This window comes from Pseudomonas sp. UBA3149, assembly GCF_002364655.1.
Taxonomy (GTDB): Bacteria; Pseudomonadota; Gammaproteobacteria; order Pseudomonadales; family Pseudomonadaceae; genus Chryseomonas; species Chryseomonas luteola.
The window spans coordinates 14,756-35,603 of record NZ_DEYV01000020.1 but is presented as its reverse complement, the minus strand read 5'-3'; the positions used below and the strand labels follow the sequence as shown (position 1 = coordinate 35,603).

Below are 20,848 nucleotides of genomic sequence, written 5' to 3'. Positions count from 1 at the left end.
AAGGCGTACAGAATACAGATTATTGCGTCCTGCCGTACGACCGATCAGGACTTGGTGGGCTGACCCATGCGGCGTCGTGCCCGATGTGAGGAACCGTTGCGAACCGCCCAGCGTAGCAGGGGAGCTGTACGGTTGACTCCAGCCCTTACCAAATGCCGCTCCGCATGGCCGGGCAGGATATCCAATTGCTGGGCGGCCCATTCAGGTAGCAGATCAATCCCTGCTCTCATGATCAGTGAACCGAACGGCTTGGCCAGCGCACTGGGTGCCGGCGCTGAAAGCAGGATCTGCGTAATCTCACGCGTACGTTCGTCACAGACCAGCTCTGGGCGCATCATATTGAGGTAGTGTTCGATTTCTATCCGGGATGCCGGGACCTGCTGAGCCCCCAGTTGCTTGGCAATCAGAGAGACTTCGCGGTAATAACGGTCCTGCTCTGCGAGGGAAAAGTGGGGATTGAAATAGCGAAGGTAGGCTTTCAGGAAGCTGCTTACCTCTGCGACGTGTACCCACGTCAAAAGATCAGGGTCATCGGCTGCGTAAGGGCGTCCATCCAGGGCAACTCCTTTGATATGACCATGAATCGTCCGGACTTTTTCGATCAACCGTTGTGCATCGGCCTGGTTGCCAAAGGTAGTGGCGGCAATGAATTGGCCGGTACGCCGTAATCGGCCCAGCATATCTTCTCGAAAGCGGGAGTGATCCCAGACACCTGCCAGTGCCAAGGGATGCAGCATTTGCAGAAGCAGGGCGGCGACCCCGCCGATCATCATGCAGGTAAAGTCACTGTGTACCTTCCAGCAGGCGGAATCAGGTCCGAACAGGCCAGGATCCCCAGGTGGGTTTTCGTAATCGACTCCGCCCAGGCTTAGCCCGGTAAGGCTCATGACCTGACTTTCAATACGGCGTCGCAGGATTTCCATTACAGCCCCAAATGATGCTTCATCACGTAAAGCTTAATGGATAACGAGCCGCCAGACATCCAACGCTATGCCCGGCGGCGGTTTTACTCACTTTTTGGCTGCAAGATTCTGCCGATGCTCAATCAGCTCCTGCACGACGGAAGGATCAGCCAGGGTGGAGGTATCGCCCAGAGTGTCCAGCTCATCACAGGCAATCTTGCGCAGGATACGTCGCATGATCTTGCCAGAGCGTGTCTTGGGTAGCCGCGGCGCCCACTGGAGGAAGTCCGGTTTTGCAAAGCTGCCAATCTCGGAACTGACCTGAGCCAGCAGGCGCTTTTTCAGCTCATCCGTGGGTTGCACACCGCCCATTGGGGTGACAAATGCATAGACGCACTGGCCTTTCACATCATGGGGGCAGCCTACTACAGCGGCCTCGGCCACTTCGTCATGCAAAGCCAGCACGCTTTCCACTTCTGCCGTGCCGATTCGGTGGCCGGATACGTTGATTACGTCATCCACGCGGCCGGTAATCCAGTAATACCCATCTTCATCACGGCGGGCACCGTCACCGGTGAAATAGTAGCCGGGGTAAGCCTTGAAGTAGGTATCGATCATACGTTGATGATCGCCATAGATGCTTCGGATCTGGCTGGGCCAGCTGGCCTTGATAGCCAGAACACCTGCGGCAGGGCCTTCGATCTCCTTGCCTTTGTCGTCCAGAAGAACAGGCTGAACGCCAAAGAAGGGGCGTGTAGCCGAGCCGGGCTTGAGGTCCGTTGCGCCAGGGAGCGGTGCGATCAGGATGCTGCCTGTTTCGGTCTGCCACCATGTGTCGACAATAGGGCAGCGCTTCTCACCTACGACGCGGTAGTACCATTCCCACGCTTCAGGGTTAATGGGCTCGCCTACACTACCCAGCAAGCGGAGGCTGGCGCGGGAGCTTTTGTGCACATGGGCGTCTCCCTCACGCATTAGTGCCCGAATGGCGGTGGGGGCTGTATAGAAGATGTTAACCTGATGCTTATCCACGACCTGCCAGAAGCGTGAGGCATCCGGATAACTGGGCATGCCTTCGTACATCAGCGTTGTTGCCCCATTGGTCAAGGGACCATAGACGATGTAACTGTGGCCGGTTACCCAGCCGACGTCCGCGGTGCACCAGAAGATCTCACCTTCGTGATAATCAAATACATACTTGAAGGTCATTGCAGAGCCCAGCAGGTAACCCCCGGTGGTATGTAATACCCCTTTGGGTTTACCGGTCGAGCCCGAGGTGTAGAGGATGAAGAGCGGATCTTCCGCATCCACCGGTTCGGCTGGACATTCATCACTGACGTTTTGCACGGCGTCGTGGTACCAAACGTCCCGACCTTCGGTCCATGCAATATTGCCCTTGGTGCGCTGTACTACGATCACATTGGAAACATTCGGGCATGAGGCTAAGGCCTTATCCACATTGTTTTTGAGCGGGACACATTTGCCGCCGCGGGTCCCTTCATCGGCGGTAATGACGGTACGGCAATCGGCATCCAGGATACGGTCGCGCAGGGCGTCGGGAGAAAAACCGCCAAACACCACAGAGTGGACCGCACCCAGCCGGGAGCAGGCCAGCATGGCATAGGCCGCTTCGGGAATCATGGGGAGATACAGGCACACACGCTCACCTTTCTTGACGCCATGCGCCTTCAGAACGTTAGCCAGCCTGCAAACATTCTGGTGCAACTCACGGTAGGTGATTTTCTGGGAGTCGGAGGGATTGTCGCCTTCCCAGATAATGGCGACCTGGTCCGCACGCTTGTCCAGATGGCGGTCGACACAGTTGTAGGACACATTCAGTTGACCACCCTTGAACCATGAGGCTTCACCCTTGGCCAGATCGCTATGGTGAACTTCATCCCACGGTTTGAACCAGTCAAGCATGGCTTTGGCCTGCTCACCCCAAAAGCGCTCAGGGTCTTCAATGGACTGGCGATAGAGACGCTCATAGCCTTCTTTATCCAGAAGGGCTTGCTTTTGCACTGCTTCGGGCACGGGGTAGCGATGGTGTTCCGACATGGCGGGCTCCTGTTGTGGTTGTTCTCCGCTTCCATCCACATTAGGCGCTATTTGGGCGATGGGGTTCAGCCAGGCGATAGAGTGTGTGTATTTCTGGCCGAAAGTCGTAGGTGAAAATAAAAAAACGCCGCAAGAGCGGCGTTTTGAGCGGAGCGGATTGGTCAGCCGCGATGGTGCTGGCGGAAGTACTCGATCAGACCTTGAGTCGAGGCATCTTCCGCAGCCTCTTCTCCATTGCCAACCAAATGCTGATAGACGCTGTTACCCAGCTCTTTACCCAGCTCTACGCCCCACTGGTCAAAGGCATTGATACCCCAGATCACGCTTTGTACGAATACCTTGTGCTCATAGAGCGCCACCAGGGCGCCTAGGCTGCTCGGGGTTACGCGCTCGAATACCAGCGTATTGCTGGGGCGGTTGCCCGGGATGACCTTGTGCGGAGCCAGGAATGCTACTTGCTCATCAGGCAGGCCCTTAGCGCGCAGTTCGGCTTCCGCTTCTTCAAGCGTCTTGCCGCGCATGAGGGCCTGGCTCTGGGAGAGGCAATTGGCATACAACCAGGGGTGATGATCAGCAATGGGATGATGGCTGGAGGCCGGCACGATGAAATCGCATGGAATCATCGGGGTGCCCTGGTGCATCAGCTGGTGATACGCGTGTTGCCCATTGGTGCCTACGCCACCCCAGATGACCGGGCCGGTTGCCGTGGCGACGGGAGTACCGTCCTGGCGAACACGCTTGCCATTGGACTCCATATCCAGCTGCTGCAAATGCTTAGTGAAGTCGCGCAGATAGTAATCGTAGGTCAGTACAGCGTGGCTCTGAGCATCCCAGAAGTTGCCATACCACACACCCAGCAGGCCCAGCAGCACGGGCAGGTTGCTTTCGAAGGGCGTGTTCAGGAAGTGCTGGTCCATAGCATAGGCGCCAGCCAGCAATTCCTTGAAATTGGATACACCGATGGCAATGGCAACAGGCAGGCCGATTGCCGACCACAGCGAGTAACGGCCGCCGACCCAATCCCACATCGGGAAAATGTTTTCTTCGCTGATCCCGAACTCAACGGCTGTCTTCACGTTACTGGAGACCGCAATGAAATGCTTATGCAGATCCTGCTCGGCGCAGCCCTGGCCAAGGCACCACGCACGTGCAGCCTGGGCGTTTTTCAGGGTTTCCAGGGTACCGAAGGATTTGGAGGAAACGATGAATAAGGTCGTTTCGGCTTCCAAGCCGGTCACCAGTTCATGGAATTCGCTGCCATCGATGTTTGCGAGGTAATGGCAGCGGACCTGCGACTGTGCGTAAGGCGTGAGTGCCTCGGCAACCTGCTGGGGCCCGAGGAAGGAGCCGCCGATTCCGATATTGACGACATCTGTGATCGGCTTGCCTGTGTGTCCTCGCCAGAGGCGGTTATGGATACGGTTGACCAGGTCGGTCATGCGGCCCAGTACCCGATGTACCTCCGGCATGACATCTTGCCCGTTCACCATCACCTTGTTGCCTAGCGGGCGGCGCAGGGCTGTATGGAGTGCAGGACGATTTTCCGAGGAATTGACGGGCTCGCCTGACAATAACGCCTTGATCGCGCCTTCAAGGTTTGCTTCACGTGCCAGGTTGATCAGCAGGTCGCGAGTCTGCTGAGTTAGCAGATTCTTGGAGTAGTCCAGAAACAGCCCGCAGGCGCTCAATGAAAATTGCTTGAAGCGTCCTGGGTCCGCCGCGAACGCATTACGCATAGTGAAGGACTGCATCTCCTGACGATGTTCTGTCAGTGCCTGCCAGGACTTCAACTCGGTAACGTTGATAGGCTGTTTGTAATACTCCATTGGGATTCGCTTCCTTCTGTAGGTATTGTCGTACGTTGTGCACTACATCTTGGGATAAAGCTTGTGGCACGCCCAGCTATAGCACGCCAGATAGAGCGCGTCAGTCAAGCTAATGATGGCCGTCAGACACGAAAAAGCCCGGGGTGTTCCGGGCTTTAGCGAAGCGGTGCTCATCCTGCTGATTAGATATCAAGCTCGAATGACAAATTATCAATCAACCGCGTGTTTCCAACATAGACGGCCAATAGTATTACCAGTTGCCGATCGGCTTCTGCCGCCGGGCGCAATGTGCCTTGCTGGCGAAGCTCCAGATAATCCACTCGCAGGCCATCCGCTTCAAGCTGCTGTCTGGCTTCGTCGAGCAGGGCAGGGTAATCGCGGCGACCTGCCTGGATATGCTCGGCCACTTGTTTCAGCAAGCTATACAGGCAAGGGGCCGTGGCGCGCTGTTCGCCATTGAGGTAGCCGTTACGTGATGATAGTGCCAGCCCATCGGTGTCTCGAACGGTAGGCTGACCTATGATCTCGATAGGCATGTTCAGGTCATTGACCATTTTGCGGATAACAGCGAGCTGCTGGTAGTCCTTTTCACCAAACACAGCGACATCAGGCTGGACCATGTTGAACAGCTTGCTGACAACCGTGGCGACGCCTTCGAAATGACCGGGGCGGCTGGCGCCACACAGGCCTTCCGAAACGACCGGGACGCTGACCCGTGTCTGGTGGTCCATCCCTTCGGGATACATCTCCGATACGGCAGGTGCAAACAGAACTGCGCAGCCGGCCGCTGCCAGTTTCTCCTGGTCAGCGGCAAGCGTTCTCGGGTATTTGTCCAGGTCTTCGGTGGGACCGAACTGCAGTGGATTGACAAAAATACTGGCAACCACAAAATCGCTATGGGCCCGCGCTGTATCAACCAGGGCGACATGGCCTGCATGCAGATTGCCCATGGTGGGAACAAAGCCGATGCGCTTGTCTGAGCGGCGGGCCTCGGCGACTGCGTTTCGCAGCTCGCTGATAGTGTGTACGGTAATCATGCCGAAAATCCGTGTTCTGGTGCGGGAAAGGTGCCGCTCTTGACAGCCTGGACATAGGCTGTGAAGGCTTCTTGGATACTGCTCTGGCCGGCCATGAAATTCTTCACGAACTTGGGTGAGCGGCCTGTCAGAGCAAGGCCTAGCATGTCGTGCATGACCAGTACCTGCCCATCCGTGTCCGCGCCGGCACCGATACCGATGACCGGTATGTTGGCAGCGCGTGTGATGTCGGCCGCCAGCGGGCTGGGGACACACTCAAGCACAATCATGGCAGCTCCGGCTGCCTCAAGCGCCTTGGCATCTTCACGCAGCTGCTGGGCGCGAGCCTCATCACGCCCTTGTACCTTGAAGCCACCAAACACATTTACTGACTGAGGCGTAAGGCCCAGGTGCGCGCAGACCGGAACGCCCCGTTCAGCCAGCTGGCGAATGGGTTCTGCCAGCCAGGCAGCGCCTTCTAGCTTGATCATGTGCGCGCCGGCCTGCATCAGTGTGCCAGCATTCTGGAAGGTCTGCTCCAGTGTCGAGTAAGCCATAAAGGACATATCGGCCACGATAAGTGCGCCACGATTGCCGCGTTTTACGCAGGCCGTGTGATAGGCCATATCGGCTGTGGTAACAGGCAGTGTACTGTCGTGGCCCTGAAGGACCATGCCCAGGGAGTCGCCTACCAGCAGTATTTCGACGCCCGCCTGGCTAGCCGTATGGGCAAAGGTCGCGTCATAGCAGGTCAGCATGGTGATTTTTTCACCGCGCTGTTTCAGCGCCTGCAAAGTGGTGAGGGTAACCTCAGGCATATCAAACTTCCTCTTCAGGCTGTGTCCTGAATGGCTGGGGACATAACAGTCGTATCTTTTTGTTCTGGTTGATGGCTGTAGCGAACTACAGATCTCATCGCTTGCCTGCCAATTCTGCAGAGGACACAGCCTGTCTGTAGGCGGTAACAAAGGGATGGCCAGGCAAGTGGGTGCCTATAGTCTCGGCGAGTTCAGGGGAAGTCAATCACGATGTGTTACCGGAACGTTACGGTAACACTATGACTTGCAAGTCCCTTATTCCAGTCGCTCCAGGCCCACGAACGGGCACTGGTCCAGCAGAGCCTGCAACAGGCTGCCATCGGGCAGGCGCAACTCACCCGAGGCAATTTCGGCCAGAGGGTAGAGAACGAACGCCCGGGCATGCATGTGATAGTGCGGTACGGTCAGGCGGGGCTCATTGATCGTGTGGCTGCCGAATAGCAGGATATCAAGGTCTAGTGTTCTGGGGCCCCAGCGCTCATCCTTGCGGACTCGACCCTGCTGTTGCTCGATGGCTTGCAGCTCATCCAGCAGCGCAAGTGGTTCCAGAGCGGTATCAAGCGCCGCGACAGCATTTACATAGCGGGGCTGATCAGCCGGGCCCAATGGGTCGCTTCCATAAAAGGAGGATCGGGAGACAAGTCGGCTTTGCGGAAGTGTATTCAACGCCGCCAGCGCTGATTCAAGCTGGGTGCGGGGCTCCGCCAGATTACTGCCGAGCCCGATGTAAACACGCTCCATCGATTACTCCGCTGGCGGGGTAGGTTTGTCGGTGCCAGGTGTGCGACGCTTGCGTGACCCACCGCCACGGCGACGCTTGCGGACCGCGCCCTTGCCGTCCTCCTGACTCAGTTCACGAATCATCTCTCGACGTTGACTGTCGCTGACTTCCTGATAACGCGTCCACCATTGACCCAGGTTACCGGTACGCTCGCCGGCGCTCTCACGCAACAGGAGGAAGTCATAGCCTGCCCGGAAGCGGGGGTTTTCCAAGAGCATATCGGCGCGTTTGCCTTGACGGCGAGGCAAGCGTTCCTGCATGTCCCAGATCTCGCGCATGGGAATGGTAAAGCGCTTGGGAATGGCGATCCGGCGACACTGTTCGAGCGTAATGTCGTGAGCCGCTTCCTGCATGGCTGGAATCGGCGGCAGCCCCTTTTCCTGATGGTAATCCACGCGGGCGGGAAGGGCAGGCCAGAGCAGCGCTGCAAATAGGAAGGCGGGTGTTACCGGCTTGCCTTCACGAATACGTGCGTCCGTATTGGCCAACGCCTGCTTGATGAGACGGCCTGTGTATTCAGAGTTCTTTTCGAGCGCTTCAGCTGTTGCCGGGAACAGAGGGGCAAAGAGATCATAGGTGACCAGCAGCTCATAGGTGCGCTCTGCGTTACCGCTCAGGAACAACTTGAGCACTTCATCGAACAGACGGGAGGCTGGGATATCCCTTAACAGGTGTGCCAGGCGGCGAATAGGTGCCGCTGTCTGCTCTTCGATCTCGAAGCCCAGCTTAGCCGCGAAGCGTACGGCTCGCAGCATGCGTACTGGATCTTCCTGGTAGCGCTGCTCGGGATCTCCAATCAGGCGAATCAGGCGATTACGAATATCCGAGGCGCCATTGGCATAGTCGAAGATACGTTCCTGGGTAGCTTCGTAGTACAGGGCATTGATCGTGAAGTCACGCCGCTGTGCATCCTGCTCCTGATTGCCATAGATGTTGTCACGAAGGATGCGCCCACTTTCGTGGCGGGCGGAGTGAACGGAGTCTTCATCCTCTTCTTCTTCGGGGTGATTGGCACGGAAGGTCGCCACTTCAATGATCTCTCGGCCAAAATGCACGTGGACCAGCTTGAAGCGACGTCCAATGACGCGTGCATTGCGAAATTCAGCGCGTACCTGCTCAGGCGTTGCGTTGGTCGCGACGTCGAAATCCTTCGGCTCAACGCCCAGCATCAGATCTCTTACGCAACCACCGACCAGATAGGCCTGGTAGCCAGCCTTCTCCAGCCGATCCACAACGCTCAGGGCATGGCGACTAATCTGTTCACGCTCCAGCGCGTGCTGGCTACGAGGAATCACGATAGGTAGTTCAGGCTTACTGGGTGCGCGACGTAATGGCGAACGCAGGGACTGGATCAGCTTTTTCAGCATTGATAGCACTGTTCTTGAGGTCGGCGGAGCGAGCGGAAACCCGCGGTTATGGCGGATTCTAGCATTATAGGAGGGGATCTTGAATGATGGCTGGCGTGAAGCTTAAGGCACTGGGGGAGCCGAAGCTCCCCCCCAAATTGGTACGTGCTTTGTTTTTATTGTTATATCGAACCTGTTGTTTTTCTTGTCTGGTCCGTCCTGGTCGGATACCTGCCGCCAGGAGGGCTCCCAAATTCGGGGCCAAGAGCAAACGGATTACTTTGGACGCTGATGCCGTCATGATCACAATTGATCTATCCAGTGCAGGTGCTGCCTCAGGGCAGTTTTATTGTTCTCGGCCTGGTACGGGGCAAATGCTCCGCAATCGACTCTTCTCCAAAATGATCAGTTAGCTACGCCTCCGCCTGCTTGTTCTTATTGTGCTGGAGTCGTTACGTCTTATTTTTATTAGGGGTTTTACTGATTTTTTATTTTTGTTGTGCCAGATATAAAGCAGATGCTGTGCCAACTTTTAAAAATCGTTTTAAAACAATGGCTTATGAAAATATGTAGTGTTTTTTTAGACGGGCAACATGAGAAATTCGTTACCGTTAACCTCGCCTGATGTTACGGCGGTAACACATTCTGAAATGATGGCCCTGTGTTACCCGCAAAAAAAACGCATCGGTAACGATGCGTTTTCTGTCTATCAGGACAGGTCGGTGCTGGTAGCGCCCGTTTTTCGGCGCGGAATACCAAGCCGTTGACGTCGCTCCCACAAGCACTTGCGACTTATGCCAAGCTTGCGGGCTAATTCGGTCTCGGTCATGTGGTCCTGGTGTTCAAGCACAAAGTGCTGGAAATAGTCCTCCAGGGAGAGGTCTTCCGTAGGCTCATGGCTGACATTGGAGGAGCCCAGAGGCGTCTCGAGTGGATCAAGGAAGTGTTCGGAAAGGTCCAAATCTTCCAGTTCAATATCGATGCCGAGCAGGTCCGGTTCGATTTCGTTCTTCTCGCTGAGAATGACGGCTCGTTCGATTGCATTCTCCAGCTCCCGAACGTTACCCGGCCAGCTGTAATGGCGAATGGCGAGTTCAGCTTCCTGGCTGAAATGCATGGCCTCGCGACCCATGCGGTTGGATTGGCGGGCCAGAAATACGCGGGCGATTTCCAGCACGTCATTGCTTCGCTCACGCAACGGCGGAAGGCGCAGGGAAATAACATTCAGACGATAATAGAGGTCTTCCCGGAATGGCCCGGTCTTGGCCAACGTCTTCAAATCACGGTGAGTGGCTGCAATCAGGCGGACATTGACCTTTTGCGACTGCACCGAGCCGACGCGGCGAATCTCGCCTTCCTGCAAGACACGCAGCAGGCGTGCCTGAGCTTCCAGCGGCAGCTCGCCGATTTCGTCCAAAAAGAGCGTACCGCCATCAGCTGCCTCGACCAGGCCAGTGCGGCTTGCGCTAGCACCTGTAAAGGCACCTTTCTCATGGCCGAACAGTTCGGACTCGATCAACGTTTCGGGAATGGCAGCGCAGTTCACAGAAATCAGAGGCGCTTTTACCCGGCGTGACAGGTTATGAAGTGCACGAGCCACCAGCTCCTTGCCCGTACCGGACTCCCCCTGAATGAGCACGGTGGAATCAGTAGGGGCAACCTTGCGAATCTTCCCATACAGATCCTGCATGGGAGCACAACTGCCGATGATACCAATGTCGCTGTCGTGGACTGGCAGCGCTTCGGCGCGAGTGGCTGGACGCTCCGGCGGTGTCTGCTGCGGGGCCTGTTCGCGCTCGATGAGAATGCGCGCAACCGCCTGCAGCATTTCGTCATGGTCGAATGGCTTGGCGATGTAGTCGACAGCGCCTTGCTTCATGGAGTCTACGGCAGAGCGCAGGCTGGCATAGCTGGTCATGATCAGCACCGGCTTGCCTACAGCCAGGTCGATCAGCTCAGTCCCAGGGGCACCGGGCAGGCGCAGGTCACTGATAATCAGGTCGAACGATGGAATGTCGTAACGATCCTGCGCTTCCTGCACAGAGCCAGCCTCGCTGACCTGAAACTGATTGCGCTCGAGCAATCGACGCAGGGCCGAGCGAATGATGGTTTCGTCTTCGACGATCAAAATATGTGCCATATTGGGCTCTCTCGACGGTGGCAGAGCGGAGGCGCCAGGCAGTGGCGCATCTCGTTTCCGCTCTACGTTCCGGTTACGGCTCGATCAGGTTGTTCAAAATGACGCGGCAAATTCACACGTATACGCGTACCGCGGCCTTGCACAAGGTCGATCGGGCTGTCGATCATTATGTCTCCATAATGCTCTTCCACGATGGAATAGACCAGAGCAAGGCCAAGTCCCGTCCCTTTACCAGGGTCTTTGGTTGTAAAGAAGGGCTCGAAAAGACGGCTGATTATGGCTTTTGGGATGCCGGAGCCTTCGTCCTCGACGATAAGCGTTACCGTCTGCCCACGGGCTTCGCTACGCACCTTGATCGTGCCGGTGGGTGGCGAGGCATCGCGAGCATTGGACAATAGATTGATCAATACCTGAGCAAGCCGTTGTGGGTCGCCTTTGACCCAGTGCTCCGGATCGCACAGGTTCTGGAACTCGACATCGACGCTGCGGCGGTTAAGCGACAACAGCGAGATGGCTTCTTGTGCAGTATCTAACAGTCTGACCGGCTCTGGGTCATGTTGCCGACCACCGGCATGGGCAAAGCTCATCAGTGATTGAACGATGCGGGTGATGCGGCGTGTCTGCTCGACGATCTGTCCGCTAATCTCCTGAATTTCTGCATCCGCTTCGCGTTCTTCCTGAAGGATCTGTGCCAGGCAGGCAATACCGGTAACCGGATTACCAATCTCGTGGGCGACTCCTGCTGCGAGGCGGCCAATAGAGGCGAGGCGCTCGGAGTGAATCAGTCGATCCTCAAGCAGTTGGGTCTCACTGATGTCTTCCACGACCAGAACGTTGCCGCTGTTACCGGGGGCAAGAGGCTCGTCGATGGCCGCCTTGTGCAAATTGAGCCAGCGCTGGTTGCTGTCGAGTGCCAGGCGCTGTTTGTATAGATGCTGGTCGGGAGAGCGGAGAAAGCGTTCGAACAGGGCTTTCCAGGGCTCAGGTAGTGCCGAAAGGCGCGAGCCTACAACTTGCACTGAGTCGATGTTTGTCAGCCGCTCCATGGCCCGGTTCCACATCAGGATCTCGCAGTCCTGGGCTAGCGCGCAAACACCCATGGGCAGTTCCTGCAGGGTTTGCCGGTGGTAACGACGCAATGCGTCCAGTTCGGCTGCAAGACCTGTAAGACGGGACTGATAATCTTCCAGACGGCTTTCAATAAAATGGATGTCTTCGGTGACATAGGCCTCGCTGCCTTCCTTGTAAGGCAGGAACGTTTCGACGATATCCTGGGCGACCCGTGGCCCCATCAGGCCTGACAGGTTGGCCTCGATACGGTCTCTGAGCCGACGTAGCGCGTACGGGCGGCGCTCGTCGAAGGGAAGCAGCAGATCGCTGAGGGCGCGCTCTACTTCCTTCTGGGCGGTCTTGGCACCCAGGGGCTTGGCCAGCTGAGTAGCGAACTCCTGGGGCGAGGCGGCAATCAGCTCCCGTCGCTGGGGCCGTCTGACATTGTCTACCGCACAGGCTTCCGCCGCGCTTTTTTCCTCATCGCTGGCTTCGGTGAACAGAGAGACCAGTGCAAACACCAGAACGTTAGCGGCCAGTGACGCCAGGGCTGCCAAGTGCCAGTTGGTGGCATCGATGTAGTAGGAGAAAGGACCGACTTCGAAGCCTTTCATGAAGCCAAGCGCCGGCAGCAGCATGTTCAGCGTCCATAGGCCCATGCCGGTCAGAAGGCCTGCGATGAAGCCGCGGTGATTGGCGGTCTGCCAGTAGAGAACAGATAATGCGCCTGGTAGAAACTGCACCGTGGCCACAAAGGCAACAATGCCAAGGCTCGACAGGTCGCTATGATTACCGATCAGACGGTAAAACCCATAGGCGGCCATGATGATGGCTGCAATCAATCCGCGGCGCGTCCAGCGTAACCAGCGATAGATATTGCCGTCGGTAGGTGGCTGATACAGGGGCAGCACCAGGTGGTTGAGCACCATGCCAGACAAGGCCATGGTCATCACGATGATCACGCCGCTGGCGGCGGACAGGCCTCCTACAAACGCTACCAGCGCCAGCAGCGGTTTATCCAGCGCCATGCCCACGCCCAATGTGAAATATTCCGGGCTCGTGGGAGCACCAAGAGCAAGACCGCCCCAGAGAATCGGTGGAATAGCCAGGCTCATCAATAACAGGAACAACGGAAGGCCCCAGCTGGCGCTGACAAGGGCACGGGGGCTCAGGTTTTCCGTGAACGCCATGTGATACATGTGTGGCATCACGATGGCCGCCGCAAAAAAGACAAGGAGCAGGATCCGCCAGGGGCCTTCCTGCAAGGGTGTATGCAGTGTGGAAAGTGCTGTCTGATTCTGGGTCAGCCAGGTTTCAAGCCCAGAGGGACCGTCGAACACGGTATAGAGCGTTACCAGGCCAACAGCACCTAGCGCGATGAGCTTGACCAGCGATTCGAAAGCAATCGCTACCACGAGTCCTTCATGGCGTTCGCGAGCGGTAATCTGTCGCGCGCCAAACAGCATGGCGAACAGCGTAATCAGAAAGCAGAAGGCCAGTGCCGGGCCGTCCTGTGCCGGTGCGCTGATCAGAATGCCCGTACTGGTAGCGACCGCCTGGATCTGAAGGGCCAATAGTGGCAGAACGGCAACCACCATCAGCAGGGCCGTGAGTGCGCCTGCCCAGGTACTTCGAAAGCGAAAGGCGAAAAGGTCTGCCAGTGAAGACAGCTGATAGACACGGGTCAGCCGCAGAATGGGGTAGAGCAGCACAGGCGCCAGCAGAAATGCGCCACATAGACCCAGATAATAGGAAAGAAAGCCGTACCCATAGTCATAAGCCAGGCCAACCGTTCCGTAAAAGGCCCAGGCGCTGGTGTAGACGCCCAAGGACAGGGTATAGATGATCGGATGTCTGACCAGGCGGCGGGGGACCCAGCCTCGCTCGGTCATCCAGGCTACGCCAAAGAAAATCAGCAGATAACCTGCGCTAATGGCAAGCAGTTGGGAAATACTAAAGCTCATCGGCATCGCGTTGGCTCTGAAGAATAAAAGTAACCACGATCAGAATCAGCCAGAGTAGGTAAGGGCGATACCAGGCACCAGTCGGGTCGATCCACCAATCCATGATGGCAGGGGAAAACAGGTAGATGCCCACAACCAGGAGCAGGACCAACCGATAGATATACATACTGCATTCTCAAATAGGCCTTGGCTGGATGGTAGCCGATGGACGGGGGGCCTGCATCCGTTAACGCAGGTCTGCCTTATCCGTTTTGAGACGATCTGCGTTGTTACCGGAGTTCAGCTTCGGCAAGCGTATGGGTACGTGGTATCCGGGCAGGCTGCCAGGATTGTATACCCCAGGTCAGAATCTCTCGGGCACTGGCGCCATGGAGCTCGGAGGATGGCTGCTGGCCTAGCGCACGCAGGGCTCTGAGCAGTAGCGGTCCGGCTTGATCGTGCGGAAGAGGCGGGGAGCGGTACGATTTGCCCAGCTTGTGTCCGTCAGGCTGAATGATCAGCGGGACGTGCAGGTAGCGAGGCTGGGGAAAGCCCAGCAGTTCCTGCAGATAGAGCTGACGCGGCGTGGAGTCGAGAAGGTCTGCACCTCGGACGATATCGGTAATGCCCTGCCAGGCATCGTCCAGTACCACGGCGAGCTGATACGCAAACAAGCCATCACGCCGACGGATAATAAAGTCGCCTACGTCCCGTCCTAGATGCTGGCGGAATTCGCCTTGTACCCTGTCGGTAAAGGCATATTCGAGCTCAGGAACCCGGATGCGTATCGCGGCCATGTCATGGGCATGCTGGGCGTTACGGCAGTGGCCTGGATACAGTCCCCCATAGCCTTCCAGCTGTTTGCGCGAGCAGGTACAGGCATAGGCCAGGCCGCTATGCAGCAGGCGCGCTACGGTAGCCTCATAGGCATCATGACGATCACTTTGCCGCTCTACAGCGCCATCCCATTCGAAGCCATAGCGTTCCAGCGTGTCGAGAATGGCTGTTTGGGCACCTGGAACCTCACGAGGCGGATCGAGATCCTCCATGCGTACAAGCCAGCGTCCTCCTGCGGCACGGGCGTCCAGATAAGACGCAACGGCTGCAACCAGTGACCCGAAATGCAGGTAACCGCTAGGTGTCGGGGCAAACCGGCCTATATAGGATGAGGTCGTCATGGTGGGGAATGACAATCGTTAAAAAGCAAGCGGGGCGCCTGAGCGCCCCTTGATCGGTCAGGAACCGATCTGCTTTTCCTTGATTTCCGCCAGTGTCTTGCAGTCGATGCACAGACTGGCTGTCGGACGGGCTTCAAGGCGGCGGATACCGATTTCGATACCGCAAGAGTCGCACCAGCCGTATTCGTTGTCTTCGATCAGCTGAAGCGTCTCGTCGATCTTCTTGATCAGCTTGCGCTCACGATCACGGGTACGTAGCTCGAAGCTGAACTCTTCTTCCTGGGTCGCACGGTCGGCCGGGTCGGCATGGCTGCCGGCATCTTCCTTCATGTGACTTACAGTGCGGTCTACTTCTTCCCGCAGTTCCTGCTTCCATTTATTCAGGATGTTAGTGAAATGGGCGCGCATGCGCTCACTCATGTACTCCTCGCCAGACTCCTCCTGATAAGGTTCGAAGCCACGGGTCAAAGGGGTGTTTTGCTGTTTTTCGTCGGTCGCCATGGATGACCCTCTCACTTTCGCTAATCCTGTCCGCAGGCTGGATACGTCTACTGGGCAAGAGGCCCCCGCGGATGCAAGCGGGCGAACTTACCAGAAGCCTTGGTGCGGCGCTACTACCTGAAGTCCTTGTTATCAAGCCCCAAGGCATATCTTGTGGGTCTTGCTCGAATTATATGTATTGGTGCCGTCTTTATAGCCTTGGTTAGAATCCCCTCTCTCTAACAAGTTCGGATAGACCATGACCAAATCATTTAGTGCGCGTAGCCGTGCCATTGAGCCCTTCCATGTCATGGCCCTGCTGGCTCGTGCCAATCAGTTACAGGCCGCTGGGCATGATGTCATTCATCTGGAGATCGGCGAGCCGGATTTCACGACAGCAGAACCTATCGTCCAGGCTGGGCAGGCGGCGCTGGCGAATGGTAATACCCGTTACACCGCTGCGCGAGGTCTGCCTGAGCTGCGCGAAGCCATTGCCGAATTCTATGCCAAGCGCTATGCCGTCAATATTGATCCCGAACGCATTATGATTACGCCCGGAGGCTCAGGCGCACTTCTGCTAACCAGTGCGCTTCTGGTCGACCCGGGCAAGCACTGGCTGATGGCTGATCCCGGTTATCCCTGTAATCGCCATTTCCTGCGCCTGATCGAAGGGGCGGCCCAGTTGGTCCCGGCCGGTCCGCAGACGCGCTACCAATTGACGCCTGAGCTTGTCGACGCCCATTGGACGCAGGACAGCGTAGGTGCTCTGGTGGCATCGCCTGCCAATCCCACGGGAACAGTCCTGCACAGGGATGAGTTGGAGGCGCTCTCCAGGAATCTATCCACGCGAGGCGGTCATCTGGTGGTGGATGAGATCTACCATGGTCTGACCTATGGGTCGGACGCGGCAAGCGTGTTGGAAGTCGATGACGAGGCCTTCGTTCTGAACAGTTTTTCCAAATACTTTGGAATGACCGGCTGGCGCCTGGGCTGGCTTGTCGCACCGTCGGAGGCTATTCCAGAGCTCGAGAAGCTGGCACAAAATCTTTATATCAGCGCACCCACGATTGCTCAGCATGCGGCCTTGGCCTGTTTCAAGCCAGACGCGATCGAAATTTTCGAGGCCCGGCGTACAGCGTTTCAGCAGCGTCGCGACTTCCTGCTGCCAGCCTTGCGGGCGCTGGGCTTTAAAGTTGAGGTCGAGCCGGAAGGCGCGTTTTACCTCTACGCCGATATGTCTGCCTTTGGCGGTGATGCGTATGCTTTTTGCCAGCACTTCATCGAGACCGAGCATGTAGCCTTTACTCCGGGGCTCGACTTCGGACGCTACCGTGCCGGTCAGCATGTCCGCTTTGCCTATACCCAAAGCCTGCCGCGGTTGGAGGAGGCCGTCACACGCATTGCTCGCGGCCTCAAAACCTGGCGTCCCTGATCATCGAAGCGGAAGTAGTCCATGCAGTTTGATCCACCTCTGGAAGAGGGGCTTTTGATCCGGCGTTATAAACGTTTTTTGGCTGATATCGAGACGGTGACGGGCGAGACTCTGACGATTCATTGCCCGAATACGGGATCAATGCTCAATTGTCAGGCAGAGGGTGCTCGTGTCTGGTTCAGCCGTTCCAATGATCCCAAGCGCAAGCTTCCTGGGACATGGGAGCTTGTAGAGACGCCTCACGGGCGGCTCGCCTGCATCAATACCAGCAGAGCGAACCGGTTGGTGGAGGAAGCGCTATTGGCTGGGGCAATTCCAGAACTTGCCGGCTTTAGCGCGTTGCGTCGTGAGGTGGCTTATGGCGCTGAAAATAGCCGGGCGGATTTTCGTTTGACGTATCCCTCAGGAGAGGTTTTTGTCGAGGTGAAGAGCGTAACGCTCGGCTACAACATGGACTGTGTGGCAGCTTTCCCGGACGCCGTTACGGTTCGGGGAGCCAAGCATCTACGTGAATTGTCGGCGCTGGCGCGTGAGGGCGCGCGTGCTGTGCTGTTGTATTGCGTCAATCTCACAGGTATCGAGGCGGTTCGTCCTGCCGATGATATCGATCCTGCCTACGGACGTGCATTGCGCGAGGCGCTGGAGGCCGGAGTCGAGATTCTGGCTTACGGCGCTGATGTTACGCCACAAGCCATACAGGTGACTCGTCGGCTTAAGGTCGTGATGTAACTCTCGGTGAGATGAGCACGACCACGCCGCTGTGCCCTTCACAGGGCACGAATGAGTCATGACGGTGCAGCGACCAATGGATTCAGTAATGTGAGGCCGACTGATTCCGGTGTGCATGGGAAAATGCGGGCCGGCAGCGGCTCTTGCCTGAATCCTGCTCAGCGAGTCAGGTTTGGCACATCCCGTGCTTACGCTCCCTCCCACTTTACAAACGTATCAATACGTAACCTTTTTGTAATGCGGTTACTCCGTACAGGGTAAAGCCTATGGCCTTCTGCTGTGCCTAATCTGGCGGGTGATGTAACCCTTTGAAGGAGTGAAACATTGGAGTACGCGGTTATTTCTCGTTTCTTCACCTGTTTACCTATGACCAAGCGGACTCAAAAGGTCTTGTTAGGTGTCTCGCTGACTGCAGGCATTGGCATGCCCGTGTTTGGAGCGACGCCACCTGCGCAAGGAGAGGAGAGTGCCCAGGGCGAGGACCTCAGCTACGAAGTCGCTCCGCCGGAGAAAGGAACCTATCTGTCCTCCTGGTATAACCAGAACGTGACACTGATCGGTAGCAAGGACATCAGCTTCGGTCCACGGCCCGTCGATGATATCTATCTCGAATATGAATATTTCGGGCGTAAAGGGCCTTTCGAGCTCTATGGCTATGTCGATATTCCCAAGGTATTAGGGATTGGTAACAGTCACGACAGCGGTGTATGGGATAAAGGCTCTCCCGTGTTCATGGAGCATGAGCCGCGGGTATCCATCGATGAACTGCTGGGTCGCAAGTTGGGGTTCGGCCCTTTCAAGGAGTTCTATGTTGCGTTTGACTGGATTTATGATCACGGTCATAACCGCGAGAACCGGGGCAACACGCTTTATAGCGGCCTGGGAACGGATATCGAGACGGGGACGCGTCTCAACCTCTCCGCTAACCTGTATGTGCGTCGTCAGTGGGAAAATTATGGCGCTGCCAATGAAAACTCCTGGGATGGCTACCGGGCGCAGCTAAAGTACATTCTACCCTTGGGGACGTTCGACAACGGAGCGTCCCTAACATATGTCGGCTTTACCAACGTTGACTTCGGCTCAGATCTGCACGACAAGGCAGGCCCTGCTCGTACCGCCAACGCGACCGTCGCTACTAACGTCCTTATGTATTCCTTTACGCACCTGCGCCTGATGGCAGTAGGGCGCTATTTCCATAATGGCGGACAATGGAAGGATGGCACCGAACTGAATTTTGGTGATGGCCCCTTCAGGGCTCGCTCGAACGGTTGGGGCTATTACTTCGGCGTAGGTTATCAATTCTGATTCATAAAACGAGGCTGGAACGTTTAAAGTGCCGGCCTTTTATCTGCGAGGACCCTTTATGAGCGAGCATGCCGCCACTGAGCATGAACAATTGTTGGAAGAAGCCAAGCTGGCTGCTGACCAAACTTACTCACCGTATTCTCAGTTTCCAGTGGGCGCTGCACTGTTGACCGAGGACGGGCGCGTAATTCATGGCGTAAACGTCGAAAATATTTCCTACGGCCTCACCAACTGTGCCGAGCGTAGCGCATTGTTTTCGGCCATCAGTCAGGGATTTGCTCCACGCAGCTTCAAGGCAATTGCCGTTTATGCTCCCAAGGTTCCTCTGATCAGCCCGTGCGGTGCCTGTCGTCAGGTCCTGCTCGAACTTATGGCGCCTGATGCAGTGATCATCTGCCAGGGTAGCGACGCGTCGGCCACCAAGGTCTGGACACTCAAGGAATTGCTTCCGGGCGCCTTTGATTCTTTCTAACGTCACCGAAGGCTTGCCGGCGTTCGAGTCGGCGCTTGAGGTCCTATTGTGTTCGGAGACAACACTATGATCAGTCTTGTCGGGATGGCTGTGCTCGTCGCTATTGCCGTCGTGCTATCCAGCCATCGCCGCGCTATCCGGCCGCGTACGGTTCTCTGTGCCTTTGGCATTCAGGTCGCGCTGGGGGCCTTTGCACTCTACATCCCCTGGGGCCAGACCGTATTGGCATCGATCTCCAGTGGCGTCTCGTCGCTACAGCTCTATGCGGACAAGGGCATCGAGTTTCTCTTTGGCGGTTTGAGCAGTGCACGCATGTTCGAGGTGTTCGGCAATGGCGGCTTTGTATTTGCCATCAAAGTACTGCCGGTCATTGTCTTCTTTGGAAGCTTTATTTCCGTACTCTACTACCTAGGCATCATGGGCTGGATCATTCGGCTGATCGGAGGGGGCTTGAGGCTGATGCTGGGGACCAGCCGGATTGAGTCGATGGCAGTAACGTCGGCCATCTTTATTGGTCAGTCTGAGGTACCGCTTGTCGTTCGGCCATTTATCGCCGATATGACCCGGTCAGAGTTATTTGCAGTGATGGTTGGCGGGTTTGCAGCCGTTGCCGGGTCGGTATTGCTGGGCTATGCCGGGCTGGGTGTTGATCTCAAATATCTGATCGCTGCCAGCTTCATGGCCGCACCGGGAGGCTTGCTTATGGCCAAGCTGATGGAGCCTGAAACCGAGGCGACCCGGGACGAAACCATCGTGGGTAATCTGGGACAGGGCGAGAATCGGCCAGCCAACGTTATTGATGCTGCCGCAGAAGGCGCTCAGGCGGGTTTGAAGCTTGCCGTGGCCGTAGGCGCAATGTTGCTGTCGTTCATTGCGCTCATTGCCATGCTTAACGGATTGCTCGGCTGGGCTGGCAGTTGGCTGGGTTATCCGCAGATCACGATGCAGCTGATTTTGGGTTATCTGCTGGCGCCTGTCGCATTTCTCCTCGGCGTGCCGTGGAATGAAGCGGTTCAGGCAGGCGGTTTCATCGGCCAGAAAATCGTTCTGAATGAGTTCGTGGCCTATGTGGATCTTGCCAACTATATGGATCCTGCCAAGGCGGCTGCTGCAGGCGTGCAGGTCTTGTCTACCCATACACAAATCATTGTGACTTTTGCTTTGTGCGGCTTCGCCAATTTGGCATCCATTGCCATTCAATTGGGTGGCTTGAGTTCCATTGCTCCGCAACGCCGCTCTGAACTGGCACGGCTTGGACTGCGCGCCATGATTGGCGGGACGCTTTCCAACTTCATGAGCGCAGCGATTGTGGGATTTTTCATCTCGATATGAACCAGGCGGCGCGGTAGTTATATGCTGCGCCTACCTCGTG

Annotated in this window: 17 protein-coding genes; 5 read left to right on the top strand and 12 right to left on the bottom strand. The window is 56.6% G+C overall.

From position 1 onward, the window contains the following. Window positions 1–44: 44 nt before the first annotated feature. From B3729_RS12710 to dksA, 12 genes are all read right to left on the bottom strand, one after another. Complete coding sequence (locus tag B3729_RS12710; RefSeq protein WP_286788081.1) at window positions 45–923, bottom strand: oxygenase MpaB family protein; 879 nt, start codon at window positions 921–923, stop codon at window positions 45–47. An 87-nt stretch (window positions 924–1,010) separates the two neighbouring features. After that, on the bottom strand, window positions 1,011–2,960 hold the full coding sequence (gene acs / locus B3729_RS12705) for an acetate--CoA ligase (RefSeq protein WP_286788080.1): 1,950 nt from the start codon (window positions 2,958–2,960) through the stop codon (window positions 1,011–1,013). Between the two features lie 161 nt (window positions 2,961–3,121). After that, entirely contained in the window at window positions 3,122–4,786 is a 1,665-nt protein-coding gene (gene pgi, locus B3729_RS12700) for a glucose-6-phosphate isomerase (protein WP_286788079.1), read from the bottom strand. Window positions 4,787–4,968: 182 nt separating this feature from the next. Continuing rightward, complete coding sequence (panC, locus tag B3729_RS12695; protein WP_286788078.1) at window positions 4,969–5,823, bottom strand: pantoate--beta-alanine ligase; 855 nt, start codon at window positions 5,821–5,823, stop codon at window positions 4,969–4,971. After that, the gene (gene panB, locus B3729_RS12690; RefSeq protein ID WP_150348152.1) at window positions 5,820–6,620 is read right to left on the bottom strand and encodes a 3-methyl-2-oxobutanoate hydroxymethyltransferase; all 801 of its coding nucleotides are present in this window, start codon (window positions 6,618–6,620) and stop codon (window positions 5,820–5,822) included. The genes panC and panB overlap by 4 nt, the downstream gene beginning before the upstream one ends. Window positions 6,621–6,875: 255 nt before the next feature. After that, complete coding sequence (gene folK, locus B3729_RS12685; RefSeq protein WP_286788077.1) at window positions 6,876–7,361, bottom strand: 2-amino-4-hydroxy-6-hydroxymethyldihydropteridine diphosphokinase; 486 nt, start codon at window positions 7,359–7,361, stop codon at window positions 6,876–6,878. A 3-nt stretch (window positions 7,362–7,364) separates the two neighbouring features. Continuing rightward, window positions 7,365–8,768 (bottom strand): polynucleotide adenylyltransferase PcnB, encoded by a 1,404-nt coding sequence (locus B3729_RS12680; RefSeq protein WP_286788076.1) that lies wholly within the window; start codon window positions 8,766–8,768, stop codon window positions 7,365–7,367. Window positions 8,769–9,456: 688 nt separating this feature from the next. Continuing rightward, window positions 9,457–10,887, bottom strand: a complete 1,431-nt coding sequence (locus tag B3729_RS12675; protein WP_286788075.1) for a sigma-54-dependent transcriptional regulator — start codon at window positions 10,885–10,887, stop codon at window positions 9,457–9,459. A 62-nt stretch (window positions 10,888–10,949) separates the two neighbouring features. Then, window positions 10,950–13,907: a sensor histidine kinase gene (locus B3729_RS12670; RefSeq protein WP_286788074.1), complete on the bottom strand. Its 2,958-nt coding sequence runs from the start codon at window positions 13,905–13,907 to the stop codon at window positions 10,950–10,952. After that, entirely contained in the window at window positions 13,891–14,067 is a 177-nt protein-coding gene (locus B3729_RS12665; protein WP_010796831.1) for a hypothetical protein, read from the bottom strand. The genes B3729_RS12670 and B3729_RS12665 overlap by 17 nt, the downstream gene beginning before the upstream one ends. Before the next feature lie 103 nt (window positions 14,068–14,170). Next, window positions 14,171–15,058: a tRNA glutamyl-Q(34) synthetase GluQRS gene (gene gluQRS / locus B3729_RS12660; protein WP_219652533.1), complete on the bottom strand. Its 888-nt coding sequence runs from the start codon at window positions 15,056–15,058 to the stop codon at window positions 14,171–14,173. Between the two features lie 57 nt (window positions 15,059–15,115). Continuing rightward, window positions 15,116–15,559 (bottom strand): RNA polymerase-binding protein DksA, encoded by a 444-nt coding sequence (gene dksA, locus B3729_RS12655; protein ID WP_010796833.1) that lies wholly within the window; start codon window positions 15,557–15,559, stop codon window positions 15,116–15,118. Between the two features lie 238 nt (window positions 15,560–15,797). Here dksA and B3729_RS12650 point away from each other — a divergent pair, with 238 nt between their 5' ends. The 5 genes from B3729_RS12650 to B3729_RS12630 all read left to right on the top strand — a co-directional run bounded on the left by B3729_RS12650 (window position 15,798) and on the right by B3729_RS12630 (window position 20,808). Then, window positions 15,798–16,970 carry a pyridoxal phosphate-dependent aminotransferase gene (locus B3729_RS12650; protein WP_286788073.1) on the top strand — a complete coding sequence of 391 codons (1,173 nt, stop codon included), beginning with the start codon at window positions 15,798–15,800 and terminating at the stop codon, window positions 16,968–16,970. Between the two features lie 21 nt (window positions 16,971–16,991). Continuing rightward, window positions 16,992–17,699 (top strand): DNA/RNA nuclease SfsA, encoded by a 708-nt coding sequence (gene sfsA, locus B3729_RS12645; RefSeq protein WP_125888599.1) that lies wholly within the window; start codon window positions 16,992–16,994, stop codon window positions 17,697–17,699. A 366-nt stretch (window positions 17,700–18,065) separates the two neighbouring features. Continuing rightward, window positions 18,066–19,004 carry a nucleoside-specific channel-forming protein Tsx gene (locus B3729_RS12640; protein WP_286788072.1) on the top strand — a complete coding sequence of 313 codons (939 nt, stop codon included), beginning with the start codon at window positions 18,066–18,068 and terminating at the stop codon, window positions 19,002–19,004. Window positions 19,005–19,062: 58 nt separating this feature from the next. Beyond that, a complete protein-coding gene (locus B3729_RS12635; RefSeq protein ID WP_074829428.1) occupies window positions 19,063–19,476 on the top strand; it encodes a cytidine deaminase in 414 nt (137 codons plus the stop codon). 66 nt (window positions 19,477–19,542) lie between these two features. Further along, window positions 19,543–20,808: a NupC/NupG family nucleoside CNT transporter gene (locus tag B3729_RS12630; protein WP_010796838.1), complete on the top strand. Its 1,266-nt coding sequence runs from the start codon at window positions 19,543–19,545 to the stop codon at window positions 20,806–20,808. Window positions 20,809–20,848: the final 40 nt, after the last annotated feature.